General features: G+C 68.1%; 24 protein-coding genes and 1 tRNA gene. 15 read left to right on the top strand and 10 right to left on the bottom strand.

Translation table 11 applies throughout. The features are described from left to right. Positions 1-48 precede the first annotated feature (48 nt). The 4 genes from AC1Q6E_RS05455 to AC1Q6E_RS05440 are packed head-to-tail and all read left to right on the top strand — an operon-like array spanning position 49 to position 3,734. Complete coding sequence (locus AC1Q6E_RS05455) at positions 49-1,008, top strand: branched-chain amino acid ABC transporter permease (RefSeq protein WP_152795061.1); 960 nt, start codon at positions 49-51, stop codon at positions 1,006-1,008. Further along, positions 1,005-2,261, top strand: coding sequence for a branched-chain amino acid ABC transporter permease (locus tag AC1Q6E_RS05450; protein WP_492572347.1), 1,257 nt, complete (start codon positions 1,005-1,007; stop codon positions 2,259-2,261). Before AC1Q6E_RS05455 ends, AC1Q6E_RS05450 begins: the two co-directional genes overlap by 4 nt. Beyond that, positions 2,254-3,036 carry an ABC transporter ATP-binding protein gene (locus tag AC1Q6E_RS05445; RefSeq protein WP_296561255.1) on the top strand — a complete coding sequence of 261 codons (783 nt, stop codon included), beginning with the start codon at positions 2,254-2,256 and terminating at the stop codon, positions 3,034-3,036. The genes AC1Q6E_RS05450 and AC1Q6E_RS05445 overlap by 8 nt, the downstream gene beginning before the upstream one ends. Beyond that, on the top strand, positions 3,033-3,734 hold the full coding sequence (locus AC1Q6E_RS05440; protein WP_152795975.1) for an ABC transporter ATP-binding protein: 702 nt from the start codon (positions 3,033-3,035) through the stop codon (positions 3,732-3,734). The genes AC1Q6E_RS05445 and AC1Q6E_RS05440 overlap by 4 nt, the downstream gene beginning before the upstream one ends. A 25-nt stretch (positions 3,735-3,759) precedes the next feature. On the opposite strand, the gene AC1Q6E_RS05435 is transcribed toward AC1Q6E_RS05440, so the two are convergent. The 4 genes from AC1Q6E_RS05435 to AC1Q6E_RS05420 form a co-directional block, all read right to left on the bottom strand. Beyond that, entirely contained in the window at positions 3,760-5,157 is a 1,398-nt protein-coding gene (locus tag AC1Q6E_RS05435) for a CoA transferase (protein WP_492572346.1), read from the bottom strand. Position 5,158: 1 nt separating this feature from the next. Beyond that, complete coding sequence (locus AC1Q6E_RS05430) at positions 5,159-6,901, bottom strand: PhoH family protein (protein WP_492572345.1); 1,743 nt, start codon at positions 6,899-6,901, stop codon at positions 5,159-5,161. A gap of 124 nt (positions 6,902-7,025) precedes the next feature. Continuing rightward, positions 7,026-7,490: a peroxiredoxin gene (locus AC1Q6E_RS05425; RefSeq protein ID WP_152795981.1), complete on the bottom strand. Its 465-nt coding sequence runs from the start codon at positions 7,488-7,490 to the stop codon at positions 7,026-7,028. Between the two features lie 49 nt (positions 7,491-7,539). After that, positions 7,540-7,923, bottom strand: a complete 384-nt coding sequence (locus tag AC1Q6E_RS05420; RefSeq protein ID WP_152795983.1) for an Mth938-like domain-containing protein — start codon at positions 7,921-7,923, stop codon at positions 7,540-7,542. A gap of 456 nt (positions 7,924-8,379) precedes the next feature. Between AC1Q6E_RS05420 and AC1Q6E_RS05415 the strand changes: the two genes are divergently transcribed. The 5 genes from AC1Q6E_RS05415 to moaE all read left to right on the top strand — a co-directional run bounded on the left by AC1Q6E_RS05415 (position 8,380) and on the right by moaE (position 13,234). After that, complete coding sequence (locus tag AC1Q6E_RS05415; protein WP_152797472.1) at positions 8,380-9,687, top strand: homoserine dehydrogenase; 1,308 nt, start codon at positions 8,380-8,382, stop codon at positions 9,685-9,687. A gap of 113 nt (positions 9,688-9,800) precedes the next feature. Further along, positions 9,801-11,222, top strand: coding sequence for a threonine synthase (gene thrC, locus AC1Q6E_RS05410; protein WP_152797473.1), 1,422 nt, complete (start codon positions 9,801-9,803; stop codon positions 11,220-11,222). 54 nt (positions 11,223-11,276) lie between these two features. Further along, positions 11,277-12,503 carry a molybdopterin molybdotransferase MoeA gene (locus AC1Q6E_RS05405; RefSeq protein WP_296561247.1) on the top strand — a complete coding sequence of 409 codons (1,227 nt, stop codon included), beginning with the start codon at positions 11,277-11,279 and terminating at the stop codon, positions 12,501-12,503. Positions 12,504-12,506: 3 nt separating this feature from the next. After that, positions 12,507-12,764, top strand: a complete 258-nt coding sequence (gene moaD, locus AC1Q6E_RS05400; protein WP_296561245.1) for a molybdopterin converting factor subunit 1 — start codon at positions 12,507-12,509, stop codon at positions 12,762-12,764. 11 nt (positions 12,765-12,775) lie between these two features. Continuing rightward, the gene (gene moaE / locus AC1Q6E_RS05395) at positions 12,776-13,234 is read left to right on the top strand and encodes a molybdopterin synthase catalytic subunit MoaE (protein ID WP_152797475.1); all 459 of its coding nucleotides are present in this window, start codon (positions 12,776-12,778) and stop codon (positions 13,232-13,234) included. 16 nt (positions 13,235-13,250) lie between these two features. Here moaE and AC1Q6E_RS05390 read toward each other — a convergent pair whose 3' ends face one another. The 3 genes from AC1Q6E_RS05390 to AC1Q6E_RS05380 are packed head-to-tail and all read right to left on the bottom strand — an operon-like array spanning position 13,251 to position 15,881. Then, the gene (locus AC1Q6E_RS05390) at positions 13,251-14,120 is read right to left on the bottom strand and encodes a sulfurtransferase (RefSeq protein ID WP_152797476.1); all 870 of its coding nucleotides are present in this window, start codon (positions 14,118-14,120) and stop codon (positions 13,251-13,253) included. Positions 14,121-14,149: 29 nt separating this feature from the next. Then, positions 14,150-15,124: a Bug family tripartite tricarboxylate transporter substrate binding protein gene (locus tag AC1Q6E_RS05385; RefSeq protein ID WP_492572344.1), complete on the bottom strand. Its 975-nt coding sequence runs from the start codon at positions 15,122-15,124 to the stop codon at positions 14,150-14,152. 46 nt (positions 15,125-15,170) lie between these two features. Next, positions 15,171-15,881: an RraA family protein gene (locus AC1Q6E_RS05380; protein WP_152797478.1), complete on the bottom strand. Its 711-nt coding sequence runs from the start codon at positions 15,879-15,881 to the stop codon at positions 15,171-15,173. Between the two features lie 123 nt (positions 15,882-16,004). Between AC1Q6E_RS05380 and AC1Q6E_RS05375 the strand changes: the two genes are divergently transcribed. Further along, positions 16,005-16,901, top strand: a complete 897-nt coding sequence (locus tag AC1Q6E_RS05375) for a LysR family transcriptional regulator (protein WP_152797479.1) — start codon at positions 16,005-16,007, stop codon at positions 16,899-16,901. A gap of 11 nt (positions 16,902-16,912) precedes the next feature. Here the strand turns inward: AC1Q6E_RS05375 and hpnE are convergent, their stop codons facing one another. The 3 genes from hpnE to hpnC are packed head-to-tail and all read right to left on the bottom strand — an operon-like array spanning position 16,913 to position 19,957. Further along, positions 16,913-18,238 carry a hydroxysqualene dehydroxylase HpnE gene (hpnE, locus tag AC1Q6E_RS05370; protein ID WP_492572343.1) on the bottom strand — a complete coding sequence of 442 codons (1,326 nt, stop codon included), beginning with the start codon at positions 18,236-18,238 and terminating at the stop codon, positions 16,913-16,915. After that, positions 18,235-19,098 (bottom strand): presqualene diphosphate synthase HpnD, encoded by an 864-nt coding sequence (gene hpnD / locus AC1Q6E_RS05365; RefSeq protein WP_296561238.1) that lies wholly within the window; start codon positions 19,096-19,098, stop codon positions 18,235-18,237. Before hpnD ends, hpnE begins: the two co-directional genes overlap by 4 nt. Then, a complete protein-coding gene (hpnC, locus tag AC1Q6E_RS05360) occupies positions 19,088-19,957 on the bottom strand; it encodes a squalene synthase HpnC (RefSeq protein WP_492572342.1) in 870 nt (289 codons plus the stop codon). The genes hpnD and hpnC overlap by 11 nt, the downstream gene beginning before the upstream one ends. A 141-nt stretch (positions 19,958-20,098) precedes the next feature. Here hpnC and alr point away from each other — a divergent pair, with 141 nt between their 5' ends. From alr to AC1Q6E_RS05335, 5 genes are all read left to right on the top strand, one after another. Beyond that, the gene (gene alr / locus AC1Q6E_RS05355) at positions 20,099-21,202 is read left to right on the top strand and encodes an alanine racemase (RefSeq protein WP_152797483.1); all 1,104 of its coding nucleotides are present in this window, start codon (positions 20,099-20,101) and stop codon (positions 21,200-21,202) included. Between the two features lie 2 nt (positions 21,203-21,204). Further along, positions 21,205-22,572, top strand: a complete 1,368-nt coding sequence (gene radA / locus AC1Q6E_RS05350; RefSeq protein ID WP_296561232.1) for a DNA repair protein RadA — start codon at positions 21,205-21,207, stop codon at positions 22,570-22,572. A 153-nt stretch (positions 22,573-22,725) separates the two neighbouring features. Continuing rightward, positions 22,726-25,320 carry an ATP-dependent chaperone ClpB gene (gene clpB, locus AC1Q6E_RS05345; protein ID WP_152797485.1) on the top strand — a complete coding sequence of 865 codons (2,595 nt, stop codon included), beginning with the start codon at positions 22,726-22,728 and terminating at the stop codon, positions 25,318-25,320. 182 nt (positions 25,321-25,502) lie between these two features. After that, positions 25,503-25,578, top strand: a tRNA-Gly gene (locus AC1Q6E_RS05340). A gap of 148 nt (positions 25,579-25,726) precedes the next feature. Further along, positions 25,727-26,620, top strand: a complete 894-nt coding sequence (locus tag AC1Q6E_RS05335) for a hypothetical protein (protein ID WP_152797486.1) — start codon at positions 25,727-25,729, stop codon at positions 26,618-26,620. The last annotated feature ends 198 nt before the right edge of the window (positions 26,621-26,818 follow it).

Genomic DNA, 26,818 nt, shown 5'->3' with positions numbered 1-26,818 from the left:
CTCCCGTACGGCCGCCGTTCCGGCCGCGCGGTCCGCTCGGAGTATGGCTTGGACGGGCTCATCGTTTCGCTGTTGAACGGCCTCAGTTACGGGCTGCTGCTTTTCATGCTTTCGTCCGGGCTGACGCTGATCTTCAGCATGATGGGCATCATCAACTTCGCGCACGCCAGCTTCTACATGCTGGGCGCCTACGCGGCGCATGCCGTGGCCGGCGCGCTGTCGCCGGCCCTGAGCGCCGGCGCGGCATTCTGGGTTGCCCTGTTCATTGCGCCGGTGCTGGTGGGGCTGGCTGGCGCCGCGGTCGAGCGGCTGGCGCTGCGCCGCCTGCGCGGCCGGGGGCACGTGGCGGAGCTGCTGTTCACGTTCGCGCTGGCCATGGTCATCGCCGAACTGGTGCAATTGGCATGGGGCAGGTCCGCCGTGCCCTACCGCATGCCGGCCGCCTGGGGCGAGCCGCTCTTCAGCCTGGACGGGTACGTTTTTCCCGTGCACCGCCTGGTGGTCGCGCTGGCCGCGGGGCTGATGCTGGCGGGGTTGTGGTGGGGCCTGACGCGCACGCGCGCCGGTTTGATCGTCCGCGCCGCGATCAGTCATCCCGCCACGGCGCAGGCGCTGGGGCACGACGTGCCCCGCGTGTTCATGCTGGTGTTCGGCGCCGGGTGCCTGCTGGCCGGCATGGCGGGTGCGATCGGCGGCAGTGTGTTCGTGACTGAACCGGGCATGGCTCAGGCGCTGGGCCCCATCGTTTTCGTCGTGACGGTGGTGGGCGGCCTGGGATCGCTGGCGGGCGCGTTCTGGGCCAGCCTGCTGATCGGATTGCTGCAGACTCTGGCCGTGGGGTCCGCCTGGTCCCTGGCCGCGCCGGCATCGTGGCTGGGCGCGGCGGACGCGGCCAGGACGCTGGCGGCATGGCCCCTGTCCCGCGTCGCGCCGGTGCTGCCCTATCTGTTGATGGTGGTGGTCCTGGCCTGGCGGCCGCGCGGCCTCATGGGCATGCGCGAAACATGAGCGCGCCCGCCGAGGGAGGGGCATCCCGGATGGGCTTGGCCGTGGGGCTGGCGCTGCTGGCGCTGGCGCCGCTGGCCTTTGGCGGCGGTTTCCAGCTGGGCCTGATGTCGCAGATGTGCGCCATGGCGCTGTTCGCATTGTCGTACAACCTGTTGCTGGGACAGACGGGGATGCTGTCGTTCGGACACGCCGTCTACGCGGGATTGGGAGGATATGCCGTCATTCACCTCCTGCGCGCGGTGGAGTCGGGGATGCTGGTTTTCCCGGTCGTGCTGCTGCCCGTGGCGGGGGGGCTGGCGGGGGCGGGGTTCGCCGCGCTGATCGGGTATCCGACCACGCGCCGTGGCGGAACGCCGTTCGCGATGATTTCGCTGGCAGTGGGAGAGCTGGTCCATGCCGCGGCGGGCGTGCTGCCGGAGTGGTTTGGCGGAGAGGGGGGGCTGACGGCGGACCGTACGGCCGGTCCGGCATTCGCCGCCGGCCTCTGGCCCGAATGGAGCCTGGGTTCCGACCTCCATGTCTATTACCTGACCGCGGCATGGACGGTCGCCGGCGCGTTGGCGATCCATGCGCTTGGCCGGACGCCTTTGCTCAAGCTTGCCAACGCCGTCCGGGACAACCCGCAGCGCGTGGCTTTCATCGGCTATGACCCCCACCGTGTACGCTATCTGATGCTGACGATGGCGGGGTTCTTCGCCGGGGTGGCGGGTGGGTTGATGGCGCTCAATCTGGAAATCGCCAGTGCCGACAGCCTGGGCGCCTTGCGGTCGGGGGCGGTGCTGCTGGCGGTGGTGGTGGGCGGCAGCGGCCTGTTCCTGGGGCCCGTGGCCGGCGCGGTGGTCGTGACGTTTTTCTCGGTGGCGCTGTCGCGCCATACCGGGGCCTGGCAGTTGTACCTGGGGCTTGTCTTTGCCGCCGTCGTGCTGGTCCTGCCGGGAGGATTGGCGGGGGGCGCCCGCGACGCGGCACGGCTCGTCGCCCGGCGCGAACTGGCCGGTTGGCTGCGCCCGAGAGGCTGGGCGGCCGCCGGCGCGTTGGGTGGGTGCGCCGGACTGAGCCTGGCGATCGAATTGGCCTATGGACGCGTCCACGGGGCCGGCGGCCCGGCGGCCGTGTCCTGGTTCGGCCTGACGCTGGATCCGTCCGCGGCCCTGCCATGGGCGGCGGCCGGTGCGCTGCTGGCGCCGGGCGCCGTCATCCTGTTCCGGGGCCGGGGCAGGGCGGCGGCGTCGCCGGGGGAATGCGATGCATGACGCACAGGCCGGGCCCGGCTCCGATGCCTTGGAGCTTGAGGGCGTGGGCAAGCGATACGGCCATGTCCAGGTGCTGGACGATGTCACCCTGCGTGTCGCCGCGGGCGAGTTCCATGCCTTGATCGGTCCCAACGGGGCCGGCAAGTCCAGCCTGTTCAATGTGATATCGGGCCTGACGCCGCCCTCGGCGGGCAGGGTGCGCCTGCATGGCCGCGACGTCACCGGGCTGGCGGCGCATCGCATGGCCAGGTCCGGCCTGTCGCGCAGTTTCCAGGTGGCCAATGTCTTCGGCCGCATGTCGGTATTCGACAACCTGCGCTGTGCCGCCATGCGTACCGGGGGACTGGGCTACCAATGGTGGCGCGCGCTGGATCGCGGATACGGGGTGGCGCAACGGGCGCGCCAGGTCATGGCGCAGCTCGGCCTGGAGCCGCGCGCGGATCGGCAGGCGGGCGAATTGAGCTACGCGGAGCAGCGCGCCCTGGAGTTGGGCATGGTGCTGGCGACCGACGCGCGCGTCGTGCTGCTGGACGAACCGACGGCCGGGATGAGCCGCGCCGAGACGACGCGGATGATGGAACTGATACGCGATACCTGTCGGGGGAGAACCGTGCTGATCGTCGAGCATGACATGCAGGTGGTTTTCGGCCTGTCCGATCGTATTTCGGTCATGGTCCAGGGCGAACTGATCGCAACCGGCACACCCGATCGCATACGCGCGGACGAGGCGGTCCGCCAGGCCTACCTGGGCGGTGCCGCGCCGGAGCTGGAATGAACCGCTGCCTGGAACTCCGCGGCGCCCATGCCTGGTATGGCCGGGCCCATGTCCTGCAAGGCGTCGACCTGCACGTGGCGCCGGGCGAGATCGTCGCGCTGCTGGGGCGCAATGGCGCGGGCCGCTCCACCCTGGCGCGCGCCGTCATGGGACTGGTCGAGCGGCGCGGCCGGTACCTCTGGTGCGGCCAGGATATCGGCGCGCTGCGCACGTTCGAGATCGCGCGCAGGGGTATCGGCTATGTGCCGGAAAGCCGGGACGTTTTTCCGGGCATGACGGTCGAGCAGAATCTCGTGCTGGGCCAGAAGGCGGCAAGACCGGGACGCTGGACCCGCGCCGAGGTATACCGGCTTTTTCCGCCGCTGGCGCGGCGGGCCGGCGTCCAGGCGCAGTACCTGTCGGGAGGCGAGCAGCAGATGCTGGCCCTGGGCCGCACGCTGATGGGCGATCCCGCGTTGATGCTCGTGGACGAGCCAGCCGAAGGATTGGCGCCGCAGGTGGTGGCGCAGCTGGCGGCCTGCCTGGCCGAACTGCGCCGCCAGGGCATGGCGATCCTGCTGATCGAGCAGAAGCTGGATTTCGCGCTGGACATTGCCGATCGTGCGTATGTGCTGGGGCACGGCGCGGTGGTGTTCGCGGGAACCCCGGCGGCCTTGCGCGCGGACGTCCCGGTCAGGCGAGAGTGGATCGAGCTCTAGTGCCAGCGGGCCCAGGATGCCGGCGCTAGGCCCGCCACGACGCTGGCGAGGCGCCCAGCGGGCCGGCCGGAATGTCCCAGGCCATGGGGGCGCCGGTTACCGCGAGCGGAGTCTTGACGCGCCGTGCCCGGCCCCAGGCCGTCGTTTCCGAGGGCATGGTGCAGTCGTCACGGGTTTCGGGAACGAGGGGCGCGGTGTCCGTTTGCTCCATGCCCTGCACCAGCAGGGCCGCCGTGCGCGCCAAGGAGGCGCGGGCCTCGCCGCCGCAGCCGGTACGCACGCGTTCGGTCAAGCCGCGTATCGCCGCGGTGGCCAGCAGGTAGCCCGTGGCATGGTCCAGCGCCTGGACCGGCAGCGGGGTGGGCCGGGCCCGGCCCAGCGCGCGCATGCCCGCATCCGCGATGCCGCAGCTCATCTGCACCAGGCTGTCGAATCCGCGGCGAGCCTTCCAGGGGCCGGTCCATCCGTACGCGTCCAGTGACACATCGACCAGGCCGGGGTTGATGCGGCGCCGCTGCTCCGCATCGAACCCCAGGGCGCCCAGGGCATCCGAACGATAGCCATGCACCAGCACGTCGGCGTCGCGCAGCAACTGGCGAAACAGGCGCCGGCCTTCCGTGGAGCGAAGGTCGATGCGGCCGCAGCGTTTGCCCAGCGTCAGCTCGGGGGCGGCGACCGGTTCGTCCCACCCGGGGGGATCCAGCCGCAGGACTTCCGCGCCGTAGCCCGCCAGGAAGCGCGTGGCCACCGGTCCCGCGATGATGCGGGTCAGGTCCAGCACGCGCACGCCCCGCAGCGGACGGTCCGGGGCAAGGGCCCAGGCGGGTGCTTCGGCGGCGTGCGCCGGCTTGCGCCACAGCAGCGGTTCGCCCGACACCGCGGCCCCCTGGGGATGCGCCGCCCAGGCTTCCTGGGAACGCATCTGCGCGGCGCAACCCTTGGCCTCGACGATTGCGTTCTCGAGATCCAGGGCGTTCCACGCCGCGACCGCCCGTGCCACGCTGTCGTGGTTGCCGTGGCAGCCCAGCACGCGCAGGATGGTGTCGCGATGGTGCGGCGCGTTGGCGTGGAGCCGTATCCAGCCATCGGTGGTTTCGTAATCGCCGGTAACGGGGTCGCGCGCGGCGGGCAGTTTCCAGCCTGCCGGCCGCAACGATGTCTCGAACCAGAACGAGGCCAGCCGCCGGTCGACCGCCACCGCGGGCCGATGGCCGTGCCGGTGCCCGATCAGTTCGGCAACGGCCAGCCCCGCCGCGCCGACGGCCGCGGCCGCGAGATCGGTGACCGGGAAGATGGACGGCAGGCTGCCCGCCCCGAGCCACGCGATGCCGGGGGGAAGCGCGGCGCTTCCCGTCGCGTTCCAGATGGCACGCAGGTAGCCGTCGCAGGCTTCGTCCGCGACGGCCTCCGGGTCGCGCCGCATGTCACAGCACCTCGGCCGCGTAGTCGGCCAGCCGCGAGCGTTCGCCCCGCTGAAGGGTCACGTGGCCCGAGTGCGGCCAGCCCTTGAAGCGGTCCACCACGTAGGTCAGGCCGGAACTGCCCTCGGTCAGGTAGGGGGTGTCGATCTGCGCGATGTTGCCCAGGCAGACCACCTTGGTGCCGGGGCCGGCGCGGGTGATCAGTGTCTTCATCTGCTTGGGCGTGAGGTTCTGCGCCTCGTCGATGATCAGGAACTTGTTCAGGAAGGTGCGGCCGCGCATGAAGTTCAGCGACTTGACCTTCACCCGCGAGCGGATGAGGTCCATGGTGGCGGCGCGCCCCCAGTCGCCGCCATGGCCGCTTTCGCCGTCACCCATGTTCAGCACGTCGAGGTTGTCTTCCAGCGCCCCCATCCAGGGCAGCATCTTCTCTTCCTCGGTGCCTGGCAGGAAACCGATGTCCTCGCCCACCGGCACCGTGACCCGGGTCATGATGATCTCGGTGTAGCGCTTGGTCTCGAGCACCTGCGTGAGGCCCGCGGCCAGCGCCAGCAGCGTCTTGCCGGTGCCGGCCTGGCCCAGCAGCGAGATGAAGTCGCAGTCCGGGTTCATCAGCAGGTTGAGCGCGAAGTTCTGCTCGCGGTTGCGCGCGGTGATGCCCCAGACGCTGTTCTTGCTGTGGGTGTATTCGCGCAGCGTCTGGAGCACGGCGGTCTTGCCGTTGACCTCCTTGACCTGCGCGTACAGCGGCATGCTGCCTTCGAAATAGACGAACTGGTTGACGGCGAACTGCGCGCAAAGCGGCCCGGTGATCCGGTAGAAGGTGCTGCCGCCCTGTTGCCAGGACTCCATGCCTTTGCTGTGCTTGTCCCAGAAGTCGTCGGGCAACTGCAACACGCCGGTGTAGAGCAGGTCGGAGTCTTCCAGGACCTGGTCGTTGAAGTAGTCCTCGGCCGGCAGCCCCAGCGCGCGCGCCTTGACGCGCATGTTGATGTCCTTGGACACCAGCACGACCTCGCGGTCGGGGAAGCGTTCCTGCAGGGCGCGCACCACGCCCAGGATCTGGTTGTCGGCCTTGCCCACGGGCAGGCCCGACGGCAGCGCGGCCGACAGCAGGGTCGTCTGCAGGTACAGCCGGCCCAGGGCGTCGCGGTTGCCCAGTTTGCTCAGCGGGATGCCGGCGTCCATGTCGCCGATGTCGCTGACCAGTTCGTCCAGCGAGCGGCTGACCTGGCGGGCGTTTCGCGCGACTTCGGACATGCCCTTCTTGTGGTTGTCCAGTTCTTCCAGCGTCATCATCGGCAGGAAGATATCGTGCTCCTCGAAACGGAACAGCGAACTCGGATCATGCATCAGGACGTTGGTGTCGAGCACGAACAGCTTGGCGACTTCCGGCCTGGTCGATTTTGCCTTGCGCCTGGGGACGGACCTGGCCACGGCCTTGCCGGCGGCGGGAGCCGGGGCGGGCGCGGACGCGGGCTGCGGCGCGCGCGCGACGATGGGGGCCTCGGCCTGCGGCGCGGGGGTCAGCAGGGTGCCGGCCTTGGATTTGGCGGCAGTCTTGCGGGCCGTCTTGGCCGGAGCGGCCTGGATGCCTTCCAACTGGGGCTGGAGGTCACGGATCTCGGAGGAGGGCGGTCGGGGTTCGGCTTCGGTACGTTTGCCGCGGGCTGCGGGGCGCGCTGGTTCACCCGAGGGGAAGGACAGGATTGCTGCGGGCCGGGTGGGCATCTTGGGAAGCGGCATGAGCGCGAATCTCCTCAGTAGGGAAGCTCAACGATACTGCATCCTCCATTGCATATATCGTACGCCTGCCGGCGTACGATATATGCGCAGGAAGAAAAACGGGACGGGAGGCAACGCCGCCTCTTCAGGCCAGCCCGCGCACGGCTTCGAGCACGGCATCGACATGGCCGGGCACCTTGACGCCGCGCCACTCCTGGCGCAGCTTGCCTTGCGCGTCGATCAGGAAGGTGCTGCGTTCGATGCCGCGTACCTGCTTGCCATACATGTTCTTCATTTTCATGACACCGTACAGTTCGCACAGGGTTTCGTCCGGGTCGGCAACGAGCGGGAACGGAAAGCCCTGTTTTTCCTTGAATTTCTGGTGCGAGGCCAGCGTGTCGCGGGAAACGCCCAGGATCTCGGCGCCGGCAGCCTGGAAGTCGGCGTAGCGGTCGCGGAAATTCTGGCCTTCGGTCGTGCAGCCAGGCGTGTTGTCGCGCGGGTAGAAGTACATGACGACGATGCGTCCCTTCAGGTCCTTCAGCGACAGGTCGCCGTCGGTGCTGGGGGCCGTGAAGGCGGGGGCGGCGCGCCCGATGGCAGTGCTCATGCGTGGAACTCCGGGAAAGTGGGGGGTAGGCGAGAAGGGCGGCGCATCGTCAGGCGGGTATCAGTGCCGCGACGACGCGGCGCCCTTCGGCCATCAGGATGTTGTAGGTGCGCGAAGCCGCCAAGGTGTCCATCATCTCGACGCCCACGCCGGCCTTCAGCAGCGGGCGCAGCAGCGAGGGGGACAGGAAGCGCTGGCGGGCGCCGGTGCCGATCAATACGACTTCCGGCTGGGAGGGCGCGGCCGGGCGCTCCAGGTATTCCATCGCGGAGGTATCGACGTCTTCGAAGGAGGCTACGGGCCAGGCGACGATATCGCCCTCGGGGCCGAACACGACGGCGTGTTCGAAACGGACGCGGTTGACTTCGACGTATCCGTCACCATAGGCGGTCACGGTATTCAGCGCCGAGGCAGGGTCGGAATGCAACTTCAAATGGTCGGCTCCGGATCGACGGGAGGATAGGCAGACTATACGCCAGCGGGCGGCCGGGACGGATGCGCGAACGCCACAATTTCCTCCCGGCCTTGGACTATTATAAATGCCCGCCCCGCGAGGAATCGTGGACTTGCCGTGGTCTCTCCCGGGAACTCCCGCGCATCAAACGCCTTCCTCCCCCGGTATCCAACATCACGGCCGAGCGGCCATACCGTCCGGCATCGACTTCGGCGAACACGGCGCCGACCCCGTCCGCGGCGCGCTGACGCTTGCCCCCGGAGTCCGTTACACTGGAGGATTGCCAGCCCCGCAGCCGTGGCCGGCGATTCCCGCCCCCCTGCGCAGCATACTGCCGCATCCCGCCCCCTCCGGCGGCGCCGACGCGGCGGGCCGGAGCGCGCCAACGCCAGGGCGGGGATGTTTTCGAAGAACCCTGTATTGCCCGGAAACACAATGGAACCCATCCGAGTAGGCCTCCTGGGCCTGGGCGTCGTAGGCGGCGGTACTTTCAAGGTCCTCGCCCGCAATGCCGAAGAAATCGCCCGCCGCGCCGGCCGCCACATCGTCGCGACCAAGGTTTCGGCCCGCGATGTCGCCAAGGCGAAGTCCCGCGTCGGCGAAGCCGCCGAAGTCGTCGCCGATCCGTTCCAGATCGTCCGCGATCCCGACATCGACATCGTGGTCGAACTGATAGGCGGCGACACCCTGGCCCGCGAACTCGTCCTGGAAGCCATCGCCCATGGCAAGCACGTCGTCACCGCCAACAAGGCCCTGCTGGCCAAGCACGGCAACGAGATCTTCGCCCGCGCCAGCGAGCAGGGCGTCATGGTCGCCTTCGAGGCCGCCGTGGCCGGCGGCATCCCCATCATCAAGGCCATCCGCGAAGGCCTGTCGGCCAACCAGATCGAATGGGTGGCGGGCATCATCAACGGCACCACCAACTTCATCCTGACCGAGATGCGGGCCCGCGGCCTGCCGTTCTCGGAGGTGCTGGCCGAGGCGCAGCGCCTGGGCTATGCCGAGGCCGACCCGACCTTCGACATCGAAGGCGTGGATGCCGCGCACAAGCTCACGCTGTTGTCGTCCATCGCGTTCGGTGTGCCGATCCGCTTCGACAAGGCCCACATCGAGGGCATTTCCAGGCTGGCGCAGGAAGACATCCGCTACGCCGAGGAACTCGGCTACCGCATCAAGCTGCTGGGCATCACCAAGGCGCGTCCCGAGGGCATCGAGCTGCGCGTGCATCCGACCCTGATCGCCTCCCGGCGCGTGATGGCCAACGTGGAAGGCGCGATGAACGCGGTCATGGTCAAGGGCGATGCCGTGGGTGCGACGCTGTACTACGGCCAGGGCGCGGGCGAAGAGCCCACCGCCTCGGCGGTGGTCGCCGACCTGGTGGACGTGACGCGCCTGCATACGGCCGATCCCGAGCACCGCGTGCCGCACCTGGCCTTCCAGCCGGATGCCATCACCGACCGTCCCATGCTGTCGATCGAGGACATCACCACGTCGTATTACCTGCGGCTGGCGGCGACCGACCAGCCGGGCGTGCTGGCCGACATCACGCGCATCCTGGCCGACGCCTCGATCTCCATCGTGTCCATGATCCAGAAGCCGCGCGAGGACGCCACCCAGGCGGACATCATTTTCCTGACCCACGAGGCGCTGGAGCGCAACGTCAACGCCGCCATCGCCCGCATCGAGGCGCTGCCCACCGTAGTGTCGGCCGTTACGCGCCTGCGCATCGAAAACCTGGAGTAGAGGCAGCCCACCCCCAACCCGCCTGCCGCCCCCTCGAGGGGGCGGCGCTGGCGGACCGGCGGAGCCTGATCCGCGGCGCCTCAGGGGGCGCAGCATCATGGAAGACTGACAGTATGAGATACCTTTCGACCCGTGGCGGCATGGCGCCGCAAACGTTCACCGACGTCCTGCTGGAAGGGCTGGCCCCCGACGGCGGCCTGGCCGTGCCGGAGTCCATTCCGCAGGTCACGCCCGAGCAGCTCCAGGCGTGGCGCTCGCTGTCGTATGCCGACCTGGCGTACGAAGTGCTCAAGCTGTTCATCACGGATATTCCCGAGCAGGACTTGCGCGAGCTGACGCGCAAGACCTACCGCCCCGAGGTATTCGGCGGCGAGGTCATCGTGCCGCTCAAGCCGCTCGAGTCGCTCAAGCCGGGCGTCTCGCTGCTGGGCCTGTCCGAAGGGCCGACCCTGGCCTTCAAGGACATGGCCATGCAGTTCCTGGGCAATCTGTTCGAGTACGTGCTGGCGCGCCGCGGCACGACGCTGAACATCCTGGGCGCCACCTCGGGCGACACCGGTTCGGCCGCCGAGTACGCGATGCGCGGCAAGCAGGGCGTGGCGGTGTTCATGCTGTCGCCCGCCGGCCGCATGAGCGCCTTCCAGCGCGCGCAGATGTATTCGCTGCAGGATGCCAACATCCACAACCTCGCCGTGCACGGCGTGTTCGACGATTGCCAGGACATCGTCAAGGCGGTCAGCGGCGATCTGGCGTTCAAGACCTCGCATCGCATCGGCGCCGTCAACTCCATCAACTGGGCGCGCATCGCCGCCCAGGTGGTGTACTACTTCCATGGCTGGAGGCTGGCCACCGAAGGCGCGGCCGATCCCATGGCCCAGGTGTCGTTCGCGGTGCCCTCGGGCAACTTCGGCAACATCCTGGCGGGCCACGTCGCGCGCAGCATGGGCCTGCCCATCCGCCGCCTGGTGCTGGCCACCAATGAGAACAACGTGCTGGAGGAATTCTTCCGCACCGGCATCTACCGCCCACGCGCCTCGAGCGAAACCTACGAGACCTCCAGCCCGTCCATGGACATCTCGAAGGCATCCAATTTCGAGCGTTTCGTCTACGACCTGCTGGGCCGCGATCCCGCGCGCCTGAAGGCGTTGTGGGACGAACTGGCGGCGCAGGGCTCGTTCGACCTGTCGGCCTGCAAGCCGCAGTTCGCGCAGTACGGCTTCGTGTCGGGCACCAGCACCCATGCCGACCGGCTGGCCACCATCCGCCAGGTCCATGCCGAGACGGGCGTGGTCATCGATCCGCATACCGCCGATGGCGTCAAGGTGGCGCTGCCTTTCGTCGAGCCGGGCGTGCCCATGCTGGTGCTCGAGACGGCGCTGCCTGTGAAGTTCTCGGCCACCATCGAGGAGGCCCTGGGGCAGCCGGCGCCGCGTCCCGCGGGGTTCGAGAACATCGAGCAACTGCCGCAGCGTGTGCGGACCGTGGATGGCGACGTGCAGACCATCAAGGACCTGATTGCCGCCGACGCCGTCTGACGGCGGAGTCGCATATGTGCGGCGCGCCCGGGGCGGGCCGCGAAGGAGTCGAATGTGAAGCCTGGTTCGAACTTGCTTTCCCTGGATGAGGCCCTGGAGATCCTGCTGGCGGTCGATCCGCTGGGACGACCTGCCGAACAGGTCGAGCTGGCGCGGGCCGCGGGCCGTATCCTGGCCGCGGATGTGACGGCATCGATCAATGTGCCGGCCGCCGACAATTCCGCCATGGACGGCTACGCGGTGCGCACGGCGGATGCCGCGCTGTTCGGTGCCGGCGTGGCCGTGTCGCAGCGCATTCCCGCGGGGGCCGTGCCGCAGCCGCTGGCCGCCGGAACGGCCGCGCGCATCTTCACCGGCGCGGAGATCCCCGAGGGTGCCGATGCCATCGTCATGCAGGAAGAGGCCGAGGTCCGGGGCGACCGCGTGGCGTTCGCCAAGCCGGTCGAGGCGGGCGCGTGGGTGCGCGCCAAGGGGTGCGACATCGAGGCCGGCAGCCGCATCCTGCTTGCCGGGACGCGGTTGCGGGCGCAGGACGTGGGACTGGCCGCCTCGGTGGGCGTGCCCCGCCTGCCGGTGCAGCCCAGGCTGCGCGTGGCCACGCTGTCCACCGGCGACGAACTGGTCGCGCCGGGCGAGCCGCTGCCTCCCGGCAAGATCTACAACTCCAACCGCTACTTGCTGCAAGGCATGTTGGGGGCGCTGCCGGTCGAGCATGCCGATCTGGGCGCCGTACAGGACAGTTTCGAGGCCACGCGCGAGGCGATGCGCGACGCGGCCCGCGACAACGATCTGATCATCACCACCGGAGGAGTGTCGGTGGGCGAGGAAGACCATGTCAAGCCGGCGGTGGAGTCGCTGGGGCGGCTGGACATGTGGAGCCTGTCGATCAAGCCAGGCAAGCCGCTGGCCTTCGGCCGCCTGCGCCGCGACGATGGCAGCGAGGCGGTCTTCATCGGACTGCCGGGCAATCCCGTGTCGAGCTTCCTGACCTTCGGTCTCCTGGTCAAGCCGCTGCTGCTCAAGCTTGCCGGCGCGCGCGCCACGGCGCCGCTGCGGACCGCCATGCGTGCCGACTTCGACTGGCCCAAGGCGGATCGGCGGCGCGAGTTCCTGCGGGTACGCCGCAATGAAGAGGGCGGGCTTGATCTGTTTCCCAATCAATTGTCGGCGGTGCTGACCTCGACGGTCTGGGGCGACGGGGTGATCGACAACCCGGGTGGACAGACGATCCGGAAAGGCGATACGGTGTCATTCATCAGCTACGCTGAATTGTTGGGCTGAGCCATGAACGTCGACATTCTTTATTTCGCGTCGCTGCGCGAAGTCCTGGGCCAGGAAAAGGAAGCGGCCGAACTGCCCGAGACGGTGCGCACCGTGGGCGACCTGCGGTCCTGGCTGGCCGGCCGCGGCGGCGCCTGGGCCACCGCGCTGGCGCCAGGGAAGGCCGTGCGCGCCGCGCGCAACCATGCCATGGTCCAGGCCGCCGAACCTTTGCAGGCCGGCGACGAGGTCGCGTTCTTTCCGCCGGTCACGGGCGGCTGAGGCAGGGTGCCATGACAGTCAGCGTGCAGACTCGGGATTTCGATGCCGGCGCCGAGATCTCGGTCCTGCGTGCCGATTCTTCGGTGGGAGCGATCGTGACCTTCATCGGCACGGTCCGCGACATCAACGAAGGCGATGCGGTGGCGTCGATGACGCTGGAGCATTACCCGGGCATGACCGAAAAGGCGCTGGCCGGCATCGTGGATGAAGCGCGCCGGCGCTGGACCCTCAATGCCGTGCGCGTCATCCATCGAGTCGGGACACTGCGCGCGTGCGACCAGATCGTGTTCGTGGGCGTGGCCGGGCGCCATCGCGGCGAATGCTTCGCCGCCTGCGAGTTCATCATGGACTACCTGAAGACGCAGGCGCCGTTCTGGAAGAAGGAGGCCACCGGCCACGGCGAACGCTGGGTCGAGGCGCGCGAGTCCGATGACGAGGCCCTCCGGCGCTGGGAGCGGGGCGAGGGCTGAGGGGCCGGTGGGCCGTTCAAGTTCCGACCGCCACGGGCAGGTCGGGATGGGCGCACCATTCGCTCCAGGAGCCCGGGTAAAGCGCCGCGCCAGGCAGGCCCGCGATCTCCAGCGCCAGAATGTTGTGGCAGGCCGTGATGCCCGAGCCGCACTGGCTGACGACCGGACGCGATCCGTCCAGCAATGCGCCCAATTCCTCGGCCAGTTGCTCCGCCGGCTTGAAGTGGCCCCGCGCATCCAGGTTGTCCTGGAAGTAGCGGCTGCGCGCGCCGGGGATGTGGCCGGCGACAGGATCGATGGTTTCGTTTTCTCCCCGGAAGCGATCGGGGCTGCGGGCGTCGAGCACGATCGCCGTTCCGGCTCGGACGTGAGTCAGCAGCTCGGTGCGCCCGATGGTCGGCATGTCGCCGGGGCGTTGCGAGAGCGTGCCGCGCGCGGGCGGGGAGGCCATGCCGGTGGTGGTGGGTAGACCCGCCGCCTGCCAGGCGTCGAAACCACCATCGAGTACGGCCACGGCCCGGTGGCCAAGCCATCGCAGCAGCCACCAGGCGCGGGCGGCGAACATGCCCGCGCTCCGGTCGTAGACCACGATCTGCATGTCATCCGCGGCACCCAGGTTCTCCAGTTGCCCGGCCAGCGTGCCGGCGTCCGGCAGCGGGTGGCGTCCCTGGTCCGGGCGGCCCTTCTTGCTCAATACGTGTTCGACGTCGACGAAATGGGCCCCTGGAAGGTGTGCCCGGTCGTAGGCGCGCCGGCCCGCGTGCGGAGCCGCGAGCTCGAAACTGCAGTCCAGTATCAGAACGTCGCGAGGGTGCCCGTGCCGCAAGGCGGCAAGCGCGCCAGCCGAGATGATCGTGTCGAACCGGGGGGATGGGGAAGCGTGCATGAGGGAACTCCTGCTGGCCATGGGCGCGGTCAAGCGCCGGTGGGTTGGATGCCGGCCTCCGTGCCGGCTTTGCGCCACTTGGCCATTTCATCAGCGACGAAGCGGGAGAAGTCCTCGGGTGAGTTGCGTACGGGGGTGGCGCCCGAGCTCGTGATGGATTCGATCACCTGGGGATCCTGGAGGGCGGCTTCGACCGCCTTGTTGAGCTTGACCACAATGGCACGCGGGGTGCCTGCCGGGGCGAACAACCCTGTCCAACTGGTGAAGACCACGCTGGGGTACCCCGCTTCGGCGGTCGTGGGCACATCGGGCAGCATGGAAGCCCGTTGCGTACCGGTCACCGCCAAGGCCCGCAACTGACCGGACTTGATCAGGGCGGGCACGCTGGGCACGGACGGCGAGGCAAGCGTGGCTTCCCCGGCGACTACCGCCATCACCGCTTCCATCGGCGCGCGGTAGGGCACGTGCAGCATGTCTATCTTGCCTGCCAGGCGGAGCAGCTCGATCGCGAAGCGGGATCCGCTGCCGTTGCCGGCGGACGCGTAAACCAGGCGCTTGGGTTCGGCTCTGGCCTTGTCGACCAGTTGCTGGAGCGCGGTGATTCCCGAGGCGGGATTCACGACGAGCGCGAGCGGCGAATCGTTGATCTGGGAAATCGGTTCGAAGTCCTTGAGGGGGTCGTAGGAAAGGCGTTTTTCCGTGACGGATAGCAGGCCGTGCGTGCTGACCGACCCAATCAGCAGGGTATAGCCGTCTGGCTGCGCCGTGGCGACAGCCTGGGCGCCGATGATGCCGCTGGCCCCGGGTCGATTGATGACGACGACGGTTTGTCCGAGCTGTTTGCCCAGCGACTTGCTCATCACGCGCGCCATGATGTCGGCCACGGATCCTGGTGATTGGGGCACGATGATTTGCACGGAATGCGCGGGGTAATCCGCGGCGTGCGAGGCGCATGCCAGGCTGGCCAGGGCGAGCGCCGGCAGCAGGCGGTGGTGGGGTCTCATGTCTCCTCCCTGATGGGTATGCTTGTCGGACGTATGTCCTGGCGATTCACGACTGCGCGGCGATCGCTTGGTCGACCCAACCGCGAGGCCAGGCATGCCGGCTGATCTGGTCGGCCCACGTCATCTCGACACGATGGTGGGCTTCGGCTCGTTCGATCACGGTTGACGCATCCTGGCGGGGCAGGATGATGACGCCATCTTCGTCTCCCACGACCAGGTCTCCCGGCGCAATGGCCACGCCCCCCGTCACCACCGGACAGCCGATCTCGCCCGGGCCGCTTTTCCAAGGGCCGTTGGGTGTCACGCCGAGTGCATAAACCGGGATGGGCAACGACGCCAGGCCGGCGCGGTCCCGGATGGCGCCGTTGATGACGATGGCCCCGATGCCTCGGCTGGCGGCGTAGCGGCCCATCATTTCCCCGAGGATGGCGTTTTCCTGCGCGCCGCCCGCATCGCAGACGATGACATCGCCCGGCAGGGCAATGTCCAGCGCCTTGTGCAGGAACAGGTTGTCGCCGGGGCGGACCTTGACGGTGAAGGCGGGGCCCGCGAATCCTCGGGCAGCCCGCGAATAGTTGTCGAAACCCGCGGACAGGCAGAACAGGCGATTGCTTACGTCGCCGATGACGGCAACCGGCACCTGCGCGGCCCTGGCCGCGACTTCCTTGGGGACGCGGGCGAACCCGGTGTGTATCCGCCAGCCGGGCGTGCCGGCGCCGGGGGTCTTGTCCGCGGGTGAGGAGCTTTGCTCGTTCATGTCTTGTGTCCTGGGTCAGAGAGAATGGTGACGGAAATTCTAGGATGACTTTTTTATGAAAAAAAGCGAATTTATTCGATAATAAAAAATCGCTTTTAGTGGATTTAAAAAAGAGGCCGAGACGTGACACTGAAGCAATTGGAAGCGTTCTACTGGGCTGCGACCTGCGAGAGTTTCGCGACTGCGGCGCTGCGCCTGCACCTGTCGCAGTCTTCGCTCTCGAAACGCATAGGCGAACTCGAGGCCTGCCTGGGGAAAACACTGTTCGATCGCGATCAGCGCCGCGCCCGGCTCACGCCCGTGGGGCGGGCCTTGCTGCCGCATGCCCGGCAACTGCTGACCAGCGCCGAGCACATCGTCGCCACCATCGGTTCCGAAGGAGATCTGCGCGGCAGTTGCCGTTTCGGCGTGGGTGAGATCGCTGCCTCGTCATGGCTGCCGCGCTTCGCCGCGAAGGTCAAGAAACAATTTCCCGATCTGCTGCTGGAGCCTTATGTGGAACTGGGGCGGGAACTGGAAGCCAGGCTGATCGGAGGGGAGCTGGATTTCGCGATGATCGGTTCGCGCTCGACCCATCCCCAGCTTGATTCCCAGCGGCTGGCCCAGGTGCAGTTCGTCTGGGCCATAGCGGCGGACGTGGCGCCATCGGCGCGCCGCGCCGAGGACGCGATCGCCGAGCTGCCCATTATCAGCATGAGCAAGGGGTCGGGTGCACGGCGCATCCTGGATGCTTGGATGAAAAGCCAGCGGTGCGAGCATGCAGCGGTTGTGACCTGCAACAACATGTCCAGCATGGCTGGCCTGGTCGCGGCGGGGCTGGGTATCAGCTACTTTCCCCGCGGCTGGCTGCGGCCGCTGACGGACAAGGGGATACTGCGTGTATTGCCCAGCCGTACGCCGCTGCAGAAACTGGACTATCACTTCCATTGGCGGGTGGACGATACGCGCGCGTATATCCCCAGGCTCAGGGGGTTGATGGCGAGCGAGGTGGACTACGACGTATCGTTGCTACAGCTGTGACGGACGGACCGTCAACCGGATGCAATCAGCGCTTGCGCCGCCAGCTTCCCGCTGCGGACCGCTCCTTCCAGCGTGGCAGGGTAGCCCGTATCCGTCCAGTCTCCCGCGAGCATCAGCTTGGGGCTGCCGGTCGTGTTGGGCGGCCTTGCCAGCCCCGGGCGGGCCAGGAAGGTCGCGCGCTTTTCGACTATCCAGGCCGAGGCGGCTATCTTCGGCAGCGGCGCATGTCGTCCGGCGGTTAGTTGCTCCCGCAACTGCTCCAGCAGCAGGTCTTCGGTCGCCTGCCTTGGGCGTCGCAGCGCCGGGTCGGCGCAACTGACCACGATGGCCAGTTCGCCGTGCGCCGGTTCGAGTCCCAGCAGGGTTCCGCGGTCGAACACCCACTGTCCGTCATGGCTCCTGGCCGTGTCTTCGCGCAGCATCATCATTGGAAGCGGCAATCGGTATGGCCCGTCCAGGCGCAGGGTAAGCGTGGCGATCGGCGAGTACTCGAAGGCTCGCAGCGCGGCGAGCAGGGCGGGAGGGCGCGCGGGGTGATCTGCAGGCAAGGTGCCGAGCAAGCGGGCCGCCGCGTAGGGCGGCACGGCAAGAACGATGGCGTCGTAGCCTGCGCCGTCGATGGCATACCCCTTGTCCGACGCTTCGAGATGGCGGATGGGACAGCCGTTGCGCAGCCGGCCCAGGCGGGCAGCGGCGTCCGGCCACAATGCCGAGAGATCCTGCCTGGGAAGCAGCAGATCGCAGGCTTTGGCGCCGCCGCCCAAGCTGTCGCGCAGCGTCGCGCAGAACAGTTCGGCGCAGGCCTGGTCAGGCGTGGTATTGAGCGCGGCCAGGCACAAGGGGTGCCACAGCGCCTGGCGCAAGCGGGTTGGCTGGGCGAACCGGTCCAGCAATCCGACGACGCTTTCGCCCGGCGCTGCTTGCCAGCCGGCCCGGCGCAGCCCTGTCATCAGATGCAGCGCGGCGAACTTGTCGGCGGGAGCCAGGCCGCGTGCGGCCAGCAGCGCGGCGGCGACGTGGAAGGGAGCGGGCCAGCGCGGCGCGCGCAGGCGCAGGCGAGCGTCGACACTTTGGAGCGTCAGCGGCAGGCGCCGCAGAGCGCGTTCGACATCCAATCCCAGGTCTCGCATCAGTGCGAGGGTGTCGCGATAGGCGCCCAGCAGCAGGTGCTGGCCATTGTCCAGTGGCGTCTCGAAGCCATGGGCGCGCTCGACCCGCCGTGCGCGGCCTCCGAGGGTGCGGGCCGCTTCGAACACCGTGACGGCATGGCCGGCTCGGGCCAGGTGCACGAGCGCCGACAGCCCCGCCCATCCGGCGCCGACGATGGCGACGTTCAACGCGATATCTGCCGGTGCAGCGCCCGGCCGCCGGTCACGTAGGTCTTCCACGCCAGCCAGAACTTGCGCAGCGGCGTCAGGGAAATGCGCTGGTGCAGCACCTGGTAGCCCGAGCGTTCGATCTCGTCCAGCAGCGCGTAGTAGATGGCGGCCATCATCAGGCCCGGGCGCTGGGGGCGGAGGTCCTCGGCCGGCAGCAGCGCCAAGGCTTCGTGGTAGGTGCGCCGCGCCCGCTCGCACTGGAAACGCATCAGGGCCGAGAAATTATCCGAATAGCGGCCGTTCAGGATATCGGCCGCCTTGACGTCGAATTGCTGCAACTCGTTGACCGGCAGGTAGATGCGGCCCTTGCGGGCGTCGTCGCCGACGTCGCGGATGATGTTGGTGAGCTGGAACGCCAGGCCCAGTCGGTCGGCGTAGGCCAGTGTCTGCGTATCGGCGTAGCCGAAGATGCCCGCCGACAGCTCGCCGACGACGCCCGCCGCCAGGCGGCAATAGCGTTGCAGCGCGGGGTAGTCCAGGTAGCGAGTCTGGTCGAGGTCCATCTCCATGCCGTCCACGATCTCCAGCAGGCGTTCCCGGGTGATACCGCAGGCCACCAGGTGCGGAGCGAGGGCCTGGGTGACGGGATGCTCGGGCTTGCCGTCGAACAGGCGCTCGATCTCGGTCCGCCACCAGGCCAGCTTCAGGCGGGCGACGGAGGCGTCTCCCGCGTCATCCACCGTGTCGTCCAGCTGGCGGCACAGCGCGTACAGCGCGGTGATGGCGCGCCGGCGCTCGGGCGGCAGGAACAGGAAGCTGTAGTAGAAGCTGGAGCCGCTCTGCGCGGCCTTCTCCTGGCAGTACTGGTCAGGCGTCATGATGGGGAGGGGGTGCGGGCATGGCCTGCGGCATGCGCAGCGCGCGCCAGGCAAGCTTCAGCCACTCGGTTTTCTTCAGTACCGGCCGGGCCCGGAAGATGTCGTACCCGCCGGTTTCGATGCGCTCCAGGATGCGCAGCCCGCCTTGGACGACCAGGCGCAGTTCCCAGCCGATGCGCCCCGGCAGGGCCCGGGCCAGCGGTGCTCCCGAGTGTAACAGCGCGCGGGTCCGCCCGATCTCGAAGGCCATCAGCGCGCGCCAGGCCGGCGAGCATCGGCCCGCCGCGATGTCGGCCTCGGTCACGCCGTGGCGCGCGAGGTCTTCCTGGGGAAGGTAGACCCGGTTCTTGGCCCAGTCCACGGCCACGTCCTGCCAGAAATTGGTCAGTTGCAGCCCGGTGCAGATCGCGTCCGACCAGGCCCGGTTGCGCGGCGTGGCGGCTTCGTACAGGTGCAGCATCAACTCGCCCACGGGATCGGCCGAGCGGTGGCAGTAGTCGTTCAGGGTCGCGAAGTCGGCGTAGCGCTTGACGGCCACGTCCTGGGCGAAAGCCGACAGCAGGCGCCGGAAAGGGGAGAGCGGCAGGCGGTGGCGGGCGATGGTGGCGGCCAGCGGGACGAAGATCGCGGCCAGATCGTCATGCGGGGCGGTTTGCGCCAGCGTGCCATTCTCGATGCGGTCCAGTCCCGCGTCGAAACGCGCCAGCGCGGCCAGGCGCTCCTGGTCGGACGCGTCCCCCTCGTCCGCGATGTCGTCGGCGGCGCGCGCATAGCGATAGATATCCAGCACCGCCGTCCGCAGGCGGGGGGGCAGCAGCAGCGAGGCGACGGGAAAGTTTTCGTAGTGACCGGCGGACATGGCAAGATCTGTGATTTCCGGCGCCGATGATACCGGTTCGCCGTGAAGACGGCGTGGACAGGGATGTCCTGCGCGTCTCGCGCCCAAGGGCTACACTTTCCTTTTGCCATCCCGGCGCGCCGCGCCGGTCTGCCCAGCGCCATGCCTCGTCCCATCTTCGCCCGCATTTCACGCCACGCGCTTTCCCACAACCTGGATGCCGTCCGCCGCCGCCTCGATGCCGCGCGCGCCGCGGGCGGCATGGCCAGGATCTGGGCCGTCATCAAGGCCAATGCCTACGGCCATGGCATCGAGCGTGCCGTGGCCGGGTTCGCGCGGGCGGACGGCCTGGCCATGCTGGACCTCGCCGAGGCCGTGCGCTGCCGCGAAGCCGGCTGGACGGGGCCCATCCTGCTGCTGGAAGGCATTTTCGAAGCCGCCGACCTGGACGTGGTCGGCCAATACGGCCTGACCACGGCGGTGCATCATGCGGACCAGCTGGCGCTGCTGCGCCAGGCCCGGCTGACGCGCCGCGTGGATGTCTTTCTCAAGCTCAACAGCGGCATGAACCGCCTGGGCTTCGCGCCGCAGGCCTATGCCGGCGCGCATGCCGAGCTCGCCGCGCTGCAGGCGGCCGGCATGCTCGGCCAGGTCGGCCACATGACTCATTTCTCCACGGCCGATACGGAAGAAGGGGTCGCGGCCCAACTGGAGGTGTTCCGCCGGGCCACGGCAGGCCTGCCGGGCCCGGTCAGCCTTTGCAATTCCGCCGCCAGCCTGCGCTATCCGGAAGTGGCGGGCGACTGGGCGCGGCCCGGCATCGCGCTTTACGGCGCCACGCCCTTCGCCGACGAAAGCGCGGCATCGCTGGGACTGGCGCCGGCCATGGCGCTGAAGTCGCGGCTCATCGGCACGCAAGCGCTGCGGGCCGGCGACGCCGTCGGCTACGGCGGCATGTACCGGGCCGAGGGCCCGATGCGCGTGGGCGTGGTGGCGTGCGGCTATGCCGACGGCTATCCGCGCCACGCGCCCACCGGCACGCCGGTCGTCGTGGCGGGGGTGCGCACCCGCTTGCTGGGGCGGGTCTCGATGGACATGCTGGCGGTCGACCTGAGCCCGGTGCCGCAGGCCCAGGCCGGCGCCCCGGTCACCCTGTGGGGCGACGAGGGATTGTCGGTGGACGACGTGGCCGCCGCCGCCGGCACCATCGGCTACGAACTGCTGTGCGCGGTCGCTCCGCGCGTGCCCATGCATTTCGAGGAGTGACCATGGCCAAGGCCAAGACCGTCTACGTCTGCACCGAGTGCGGCGGCACGTCGCCCAAGTGGCAGGGCAAGTGCCCCCATTGCGGCGGCTGGAACACGCTGGAGGAAACCGTGGCGGCGGCCAGTACCGGCGCCGCGGCCGGGCACCGCTACGCGCCGCTGGCGGGCAGCACGCCGGTACGCAAGCTGGCCGACATCGAGGCCCGCGAGATGCCGCGATTTCCCACCGGCATCGACGAATTCGACCGCGTGCTGGGCGGCGGCATGGTGGCTGGCGCGGTGGTGCTGATCGGCGGCGATCCGGGCATAGGCAAGTCGACGCTGCTGCTCCAGGCGCTGGCCGCGTTGTCGGCCAGCCGCCGGGTCCTGTACGTGACGGGCGAGGAGTCCGGCGACCAGGTCGCGCTGCGGGCGCGCCGGCTGGGCCTGGAGACCGGCAATGTCGACCTGCTGGCCGAGATCCGGCTCGAAGCGATCCAGGCCGCGCTGGCGGAGACCACGCCCGAAGTGGCCGTGATCGACTCCATCCAGACGGTGTATTCCGAGCAGCTCAGCTCGGCCCCGGGCTCGGTGGCCCAGGTGCGCGAGTGCGCGGCCCAGCTCACCCGCACGGCCAAGCAGACGGGCGTGACCATCGTCATGATCGGCCACGTCACCAAGGAAGGGGCGCTGGCGGGGCCCCGCGTGCTCGAACACATCGTCGACACCGTGCTGTACTTCGAGGGCGACACCCATTCGTCCTTCCGGCTGGTGCGCGCGTTCAAGAACCGTTTCGGCGCGGTCAACGAACTGGGCGTCTTCGCCATGACCGACCGCGGGCTGAAAGGGGTCGCCAACCCGTCCGCGCTGTTCCTGTCCCAGCACCAGCAGCAGGTGTCGGGGTCGTGCGTCATGGTCACCCAGGAAGGCACCCGTCCGCTGCTGGTCGAGATCCAGGCGCTGGTGGACTCGGCCAACGCGCCCAACCCGCGCCGCCTGTCGGTGGGGTTGGAAGGCAACCGGCTGGCCATGCTGCTGGCGGTGCTGCACCGGCACGCGGGCACCGCGGCCTTCGACCAGGACGTGTTCGTCAATGCCGTGGGCGGTGTCCGCATCACGGAACCCGCGGCCGACCTGCCGGTGTTGCTGGCCATCGTGTCTTCCATGCGCAACCGGCCCCTGCCGCGCGGCATGGTGGCCTTCGGCGAAGTGGGCCTGGCCGGCGAGATCCGGCCGGCACCGCGCGGCCAGGAGCGCTTGCGCGAAGCGGCCAAGCTTGGCTTCAGCGTGGCGCTGATCCCCAAGGCCAACGCGCCGCGCCAGCCGATCGAGGGCATGGAGGTCTGGGCGGTGGACCGGCTGGACGAGGCACTGGACCGGCTGCGGGGGTAGCCGCCCGGTAACGGCCAGGGACTCCCGGATCGGCAAGGGGGGTGGTATAACCTTCTATCCCCCTGCGCGAGGTAGGGGGATTGAAACCGTTCGAATCGACCTCACATCCAATGTATCCGGGCCCGGGGCCCCCCACTTATTGGCGTGAAAACAATGCGAATCGACCGACTCACCACCAAGTTCCAGCAGGCCCTGGCCGACGCCCAGAGCCTGGCCGCGCGCAACGACAATCCCTATATCGAACCCCTGCACGTCCTGGCGGCGCTGCTGGCCGACGCCGAAAGCGGCGCGGGCAGCCTCCTGGCGCGCGCCGGCGTGGCCGTCAGCAAGCTGACCCCCGCGGTCAATGCCGCCATCGGCCGCCTGTCGCAGGTCCAGGGCAGCGACGCCAACATCCAGATCAGCCGGGACCTGCAGTCCCTGTTCAACAAGGTCGACAAGGAAGCGGCCAATCGCGGCGACACCTACATCGCCAGCGAACTCTTCCTGCTCGCCCTGGCCGATGACAAAGGCGAGGCCGGCCGCCTGCTGCGCGAGTCCGGCCTGCAGCGCAAGGCGCTCGAGGCCGCCGTCGATGCCGTGCGCGGCGGCGCGCCGGTCGATTCGCAGGAAGGCGAAAGCAACCGCGAATCCCTGAAGAAATACACCCTGGACCTGACCGAGCGGGCCCGGCAGGGCAAGCTCGACCCGGTGATCGGCCGCGACGACGAGATCCGCCGCACCATCCAGATCCTGCAGCGCCGCACCAAGAACAACCCCGTGCTGATCGGCGAACCCGGCGTGGGCAAGACCGCCATCGTCGAGGGCCTGGCGCAGCGCATCGTCAACGACGAGGTGCCCGAGTCCCTGAAGGGCAAGCGGGTGTTGTCGCTCGACATGGCGGGCCTCCTGGCCGGCGCCAAGTTCCGCGGCGAGTTCGAGGAACGCCTGAAGGCCGTGCTCAAGGAACTGGCGCAGGACGAGGGCAAGAACATCGTCTTCATCGACGAGCTCCACACCATGGTCGGGGCGGGCAAGGCCGAAGGCGCGATGGACGCCGGCAACATGCTCAAGCCGGCGCTGGCGCGCGGCGAGCTGCACTGCATAGGCGCGACCACGCTGGACGAGTACCGCAAGTACATCGAGAAGGACGCCGCGCTCGAACGCCGTTTCCAGAAAGTGCTGGTGGGCGAACCGTCCGTGGAAGCGACCATCGCCATCCTGCGCGGCCTGCAGGAGCGCTACGAACTGCACCATGGCGTGGACATCACCGACCCGGCCATCGTCGCCGCGGCCGAACTGTCCAACCGCTACATCACCGACCGCTTCCTGCCGGACAAGGCCATCGACCTGATCGACGAGGCCGCGGCGCGCATCCGCATGGAGATCGACTCCAAGCCGGAAGTGATGGACAAGCTCGACCGCCGCATGATCCAGCTCAAGATCGAACGCGAGGCGGTCAAGAAGGAAACCGACGAGGCTTCCCAGCGCCGCCTGCAACTGCTCGAGGAAGAGCTGGGCAAGCTCGAACGCGAGTACAACGACTACGAAGAAGTCTGGAAGGCCGAGAAAGCCGCTGTCCAGGGCGCGCAGTCGATCAAGGAAGAGATCGAGAAAGTGCGCGCCGAGATGAGCGAGCTGCAGCGCAAGGGCCAGTTCGACAAGCTGGCCGAGCTGCAGTACGGCAAGCTGCCCGAGCTGGAAGCCCGCCTGAAGTCCGCCGAAGGCGACGAAAAGGCGGCCGAGGCGGGCGACAAGCCCAAGCTGCTGCGCACGGAAGTCGGCGCCGAGGAAATCGCCGAGGTCGTCTCGCGGGCGACGGGCATTCCCGTTTCCAAGATGTTGCAGGGCGAACGCTCCAAGCTGCTGCACATGGAAGAGAAACTGCACGAGCGCGTGATCGGCCAGGACGAGGCCGTGCGGCTGGTGTCCGACGCCATCCGCCGTTCGCGCGCCGGCCTGTCCGATCCGCAGCGTCCTTACGGTTCGTTCCTGTTCCTGGGCCCGACCGGCGTGGGCAAGACCGAACTGACCAAGGCGCTGGCCGGGTTCCTGTTCGATGCCGACGACCACATGGTGCGCATCGACATGAGCGAGTTCATGGAGAAACACTCGGTGGCCCGCCTGATCGGCGCGCCGCCGGGATACGTCGGCTATGAAGAGGGCGGCTACCTGACCGAAGCCGTGCGGCGCAAGCCATACAGCGTGATCCTGCTCGACGAAGTCGAGAAGGCCCATCCGGATGTCTTCAACGTGCTGTTGCAGGTGCTGGACGACGGGCGGCTTACCGACGGGCAGGGGCGCACGGTCGATTTCCGCAACACGGTCATCGTCATGACCTCCAACCTCGCCTCGCAGCAGATCCAGGCCATGGCTGGACAGCAGTACGACGTGATCAAGGCCGTGGTGTGGGACGAGATCAAGCAGCATTTCCGTCCGGAGTTCCTGAACCGGATCGACGAGGTCGTGGTGTTCCACGGGCTGGATGCCAAGCACATCGAGTCCATCGCGCGGGTGCAGTTGCAGCGCCTGGGCGAGAGGCTGGCGAAGATGGAGATGCGGCTGGAGGTCTCGGACGAGGCCATCGCCCAGATCGCGCGTGCCGGCTTCGATCCCGTGTTCGGCGCGCGGCCGTTGAAGCGCGCGATCCAGCAGGAGATCGAGAACCCCGTGGCCAAGCTGATCCTGGAAGGCCGGTTCGGCCCGAAGGACGTGGTGCCCGTGGATTGGAGCGAGGGACACTTCGTCTTCACCCGCACCCTGCAGTAATCGCCGCACCGCCGGGCGCCGCACCGGTTCGCCGGGGCGGCGCCCGAGGCGGTGGTGAACGGCCAGCACACCCGGATGTCGTTGCCGGGAGGGGGGCGGAAACGCATGCCCTGGCAAGATTTGACAGCAATATTTTTTATTTGCTATAGTTCTTTTCTCGCAACGAAAAACGCGAGAAAAACGCGGGAGTAGCTCAGTTGGTAGAGCGCAACCTTGCCAAGGTTGAGGTCGCGAGTTCGAGACTCGTCTCCCGCTCCAGAATTGTAGAAGGCCCGGATTTCGCCAGCGAAGTCCGGGCTTTTTGTTTTGCCTCCGGAGTCCGTGCGTCATGGCGCGCAACAGAGCTGAAACGTGAATCCCTGATCATCTTGTGCGAGTGCGATGAACGCACATAAAGGGGAAAAGCATGCGCTGGATGAAGACAGGGGTGGTGTTGGCGGCCATGGCGATGGCGGGGTGGGCTCACGCCGACGTGCCCACATCGCGGGAATACAAGGTCATGTTGAACCCGGCGCTGTTCGCCAACCAGCCCAAGGTCGCGTCGAACGCGTACCTGACCGACCTGAAGGCGGCCCTGACCTCGGCCGGCTTCGATCGCACGATAGGCGGAAGCTTCGCCAAGGACAAAGAGCGCACCGTGCGCTTCTACGACTCTCCGGGCACCTGCCAGCTGCGCGCGCAATCCTATTCCTTCCGCGAGCGCGTGGACAGCAACCGCGAGTCGACCCTGAAATTCCGCTCGACGTCGCAATCCGCGGCTGCCGGCGTGACGATCAAGGGTACGCAGTCGGGCGCCAAGTCCAAGTTCGAAATGGACAAGACCGCCTCGGTCGAAGCCTACTCGCGCTCGACCAAGCAGGATTTCTCGACGAGCAAGAACCTGAACAAGATGAAGGATGTGACGGACCTGTATTCCAAGGCGACCGGGCTGACCGTGATCCCGAACGATCCGCTGGTGATCGTGGGCAATCTCTCGGTCTGGGAAAAAACCTACGGCGGCCCGAACAGCGACCTGGGGCAGCAGGGCGCCGATTTTTCCGTCTCGCTCTGGTACATGAATGAAAACGACAATGCGCCGGTGGTGGCCGAGGCTTCGTTCACGGTCGAGGAAAAGGACGGCGATTTCACCAACAAGGTCACGCAGCGTTCGGAACTCATCTTCAACACCATGACGCAGATGAGTTCGTGGACTTCGTCCAACGCCATCCCCAAGACCACGTGGGTCTACCAGTACGACCCCACGTTCTGCAATGCGGGCACGGGAAGCAGCACGGAAAGCGCGGCGGCGATGCCGTTCTGACCGCCACGGGTCGTGGTGATGAAGAAAAGGAGCTTCGGCTCCTTTTTTTGCCGCCGGGCCGCCCCAAGACAAAACGTCCGGGGGGCAGCGCTGCCGCGCAGCGGCAAGCGTAGCGGCTCCCCGGATGTGTCATGAACCCGTCATGCCCTCGGGGCAGGATGGCACCATTCCAGAATGGTGTGCCGATCTTGCCGAGCC

It is taken from the genome of Pigmentiphaga sp. MLSB6-MA01, from assembly GCF_058793475.1.
The sequence above is the reverse complement of the archived record's forward strand: the minus strand, read 5'-3'. Positions and strand labels throughout refer to the sequence as shown.

Coding starts and splice junctions, on each gene's coding strand:
- AC1Q6E_RS05450 (WP_492572347.1), top strand. CDS start 1,005: ATGAGCGCGCCCGCCGAGGGAGGGGCATCCCGGATGGGCTTGGCCGTG.
- AC1Q6E_RS05445 (WP_296561255.1), top strand. CDS start 2,254: ATGCATGACGCACAGGCCGGGCCCGGCTCCGATGCCTTGGAGCTTGAG.
- AC1Q6E_RS05440 (WP_152795975.1), top strand. CDS start 3,033: ATGAACCGCTGCCTGGAACTCCGCGGCGCCCATGCCTGGTATGGCCGG.
- AC1Q6E_RS05435 (WP_492572346.1), bottom strand. CDS start 5,157: ATGCGGCGCGACCCGGAGGCCGTCGCGGACGAAGCCTGCGACGGCTAC.
- AC1Q6E_RS05430 (WP_492572345.1), bottom strand. CDS start 6,901: ATGCCGCTTCCCAAGATGCCCACCCGGCCCGCAGCAATCCTGTCCTTC.
- AC1Q6E_RS05425 (WP_152795981.1), bottom strand. CDS start 7,490: ATGAGCACTGCCATCGGGCGCGCCGCCCCCGCCTTCACGGCCCCCAGC.
- AC1Q6E_RS05415 (WP_152797472.1), top strand. CDS start 8,380: ATGGAACCCATCCGAGTAGGCCTCCTGGGCCTGGGCGTCGTAGGCGGC.
- thrC (WP_152797473.1), top strand. CDS start 9,801: ATGAGATACCTTTCGACCCGTGGCGGCATGGCGCCGCAAACGTTCACC.
- moaD (WP_296561245.1), top strand. CDS start 12,507: ATGAACGTCGACATTCTTTATTTCGCGTCGCTGCGCGAAGTCCTGGGC.
- moaE (WP_152797475.1), top strand. CDS start 12,776: ATGACAGTCAGCGTGCAGACTCGGGATTTCGATGCCGGCGCCGAGATC.
- AC1Q6E_RS05390 (WP_152797476.1), bottom strand. CDS start 14,120: ATGCACGCTTCCCCATCCCCCCGGTTCGACACGATCATCTCGGCTGGC.
- AC1Q6E_RS05385 (WP_492572344.1), bottom strand. CDS start 15,124: ATGAGACCCCACCACCGCCTGCTGCCGGCGCTCGCCCTGGCCAGCCTG.
- AC1Q6E_RS05380 (WP_152797478.1), bottom strand. CDS start 15,881: ATGAACGAGCAAAGCTCCTCACCCGCGGACAAGACCCCCGGCGCCGGC.
- hpnD (WP_296561238.1), bottom strand. CDS start 19,098: ATGACGCCTGACCAGTACTGCCAGGAGAAGGCCGCGCAGAGCGGCTCC.
- hpnC (WP_492572342.1), bottom strand. CDS start 19,957: ATGTCCGCCGGTCACTACGAAAACTTTCCCGTCGCCTCGCTGCTGCTG.
- alr (WP_152797483.1), top strand. CDS start 20,099: ATGCCTCGTCCCATCTTCGCCCGCATTTCACGCCACGCGCTTTCCCAC.
- radA (WP_296561232.1), top strand. CDS start 21,205: ATGGCCAAGGCCAAGACCGTCTACGTCTGCACCGAGTGCGGCGGCACG.
- clpB (WP_152797485.1), top strand. CDS start 22,726: ATGCGAATCGACCGACTCACCACCAAGTTCCAGCAGGCCCTGGCCGAC.
- AC1Q6E_RS05335 (WP_152797486.1), top strand. CDS start 25,727: ATGCGCTGGATGAAGACAGGGGTGGTGTTGGCGGCCATGGCGATGGCG.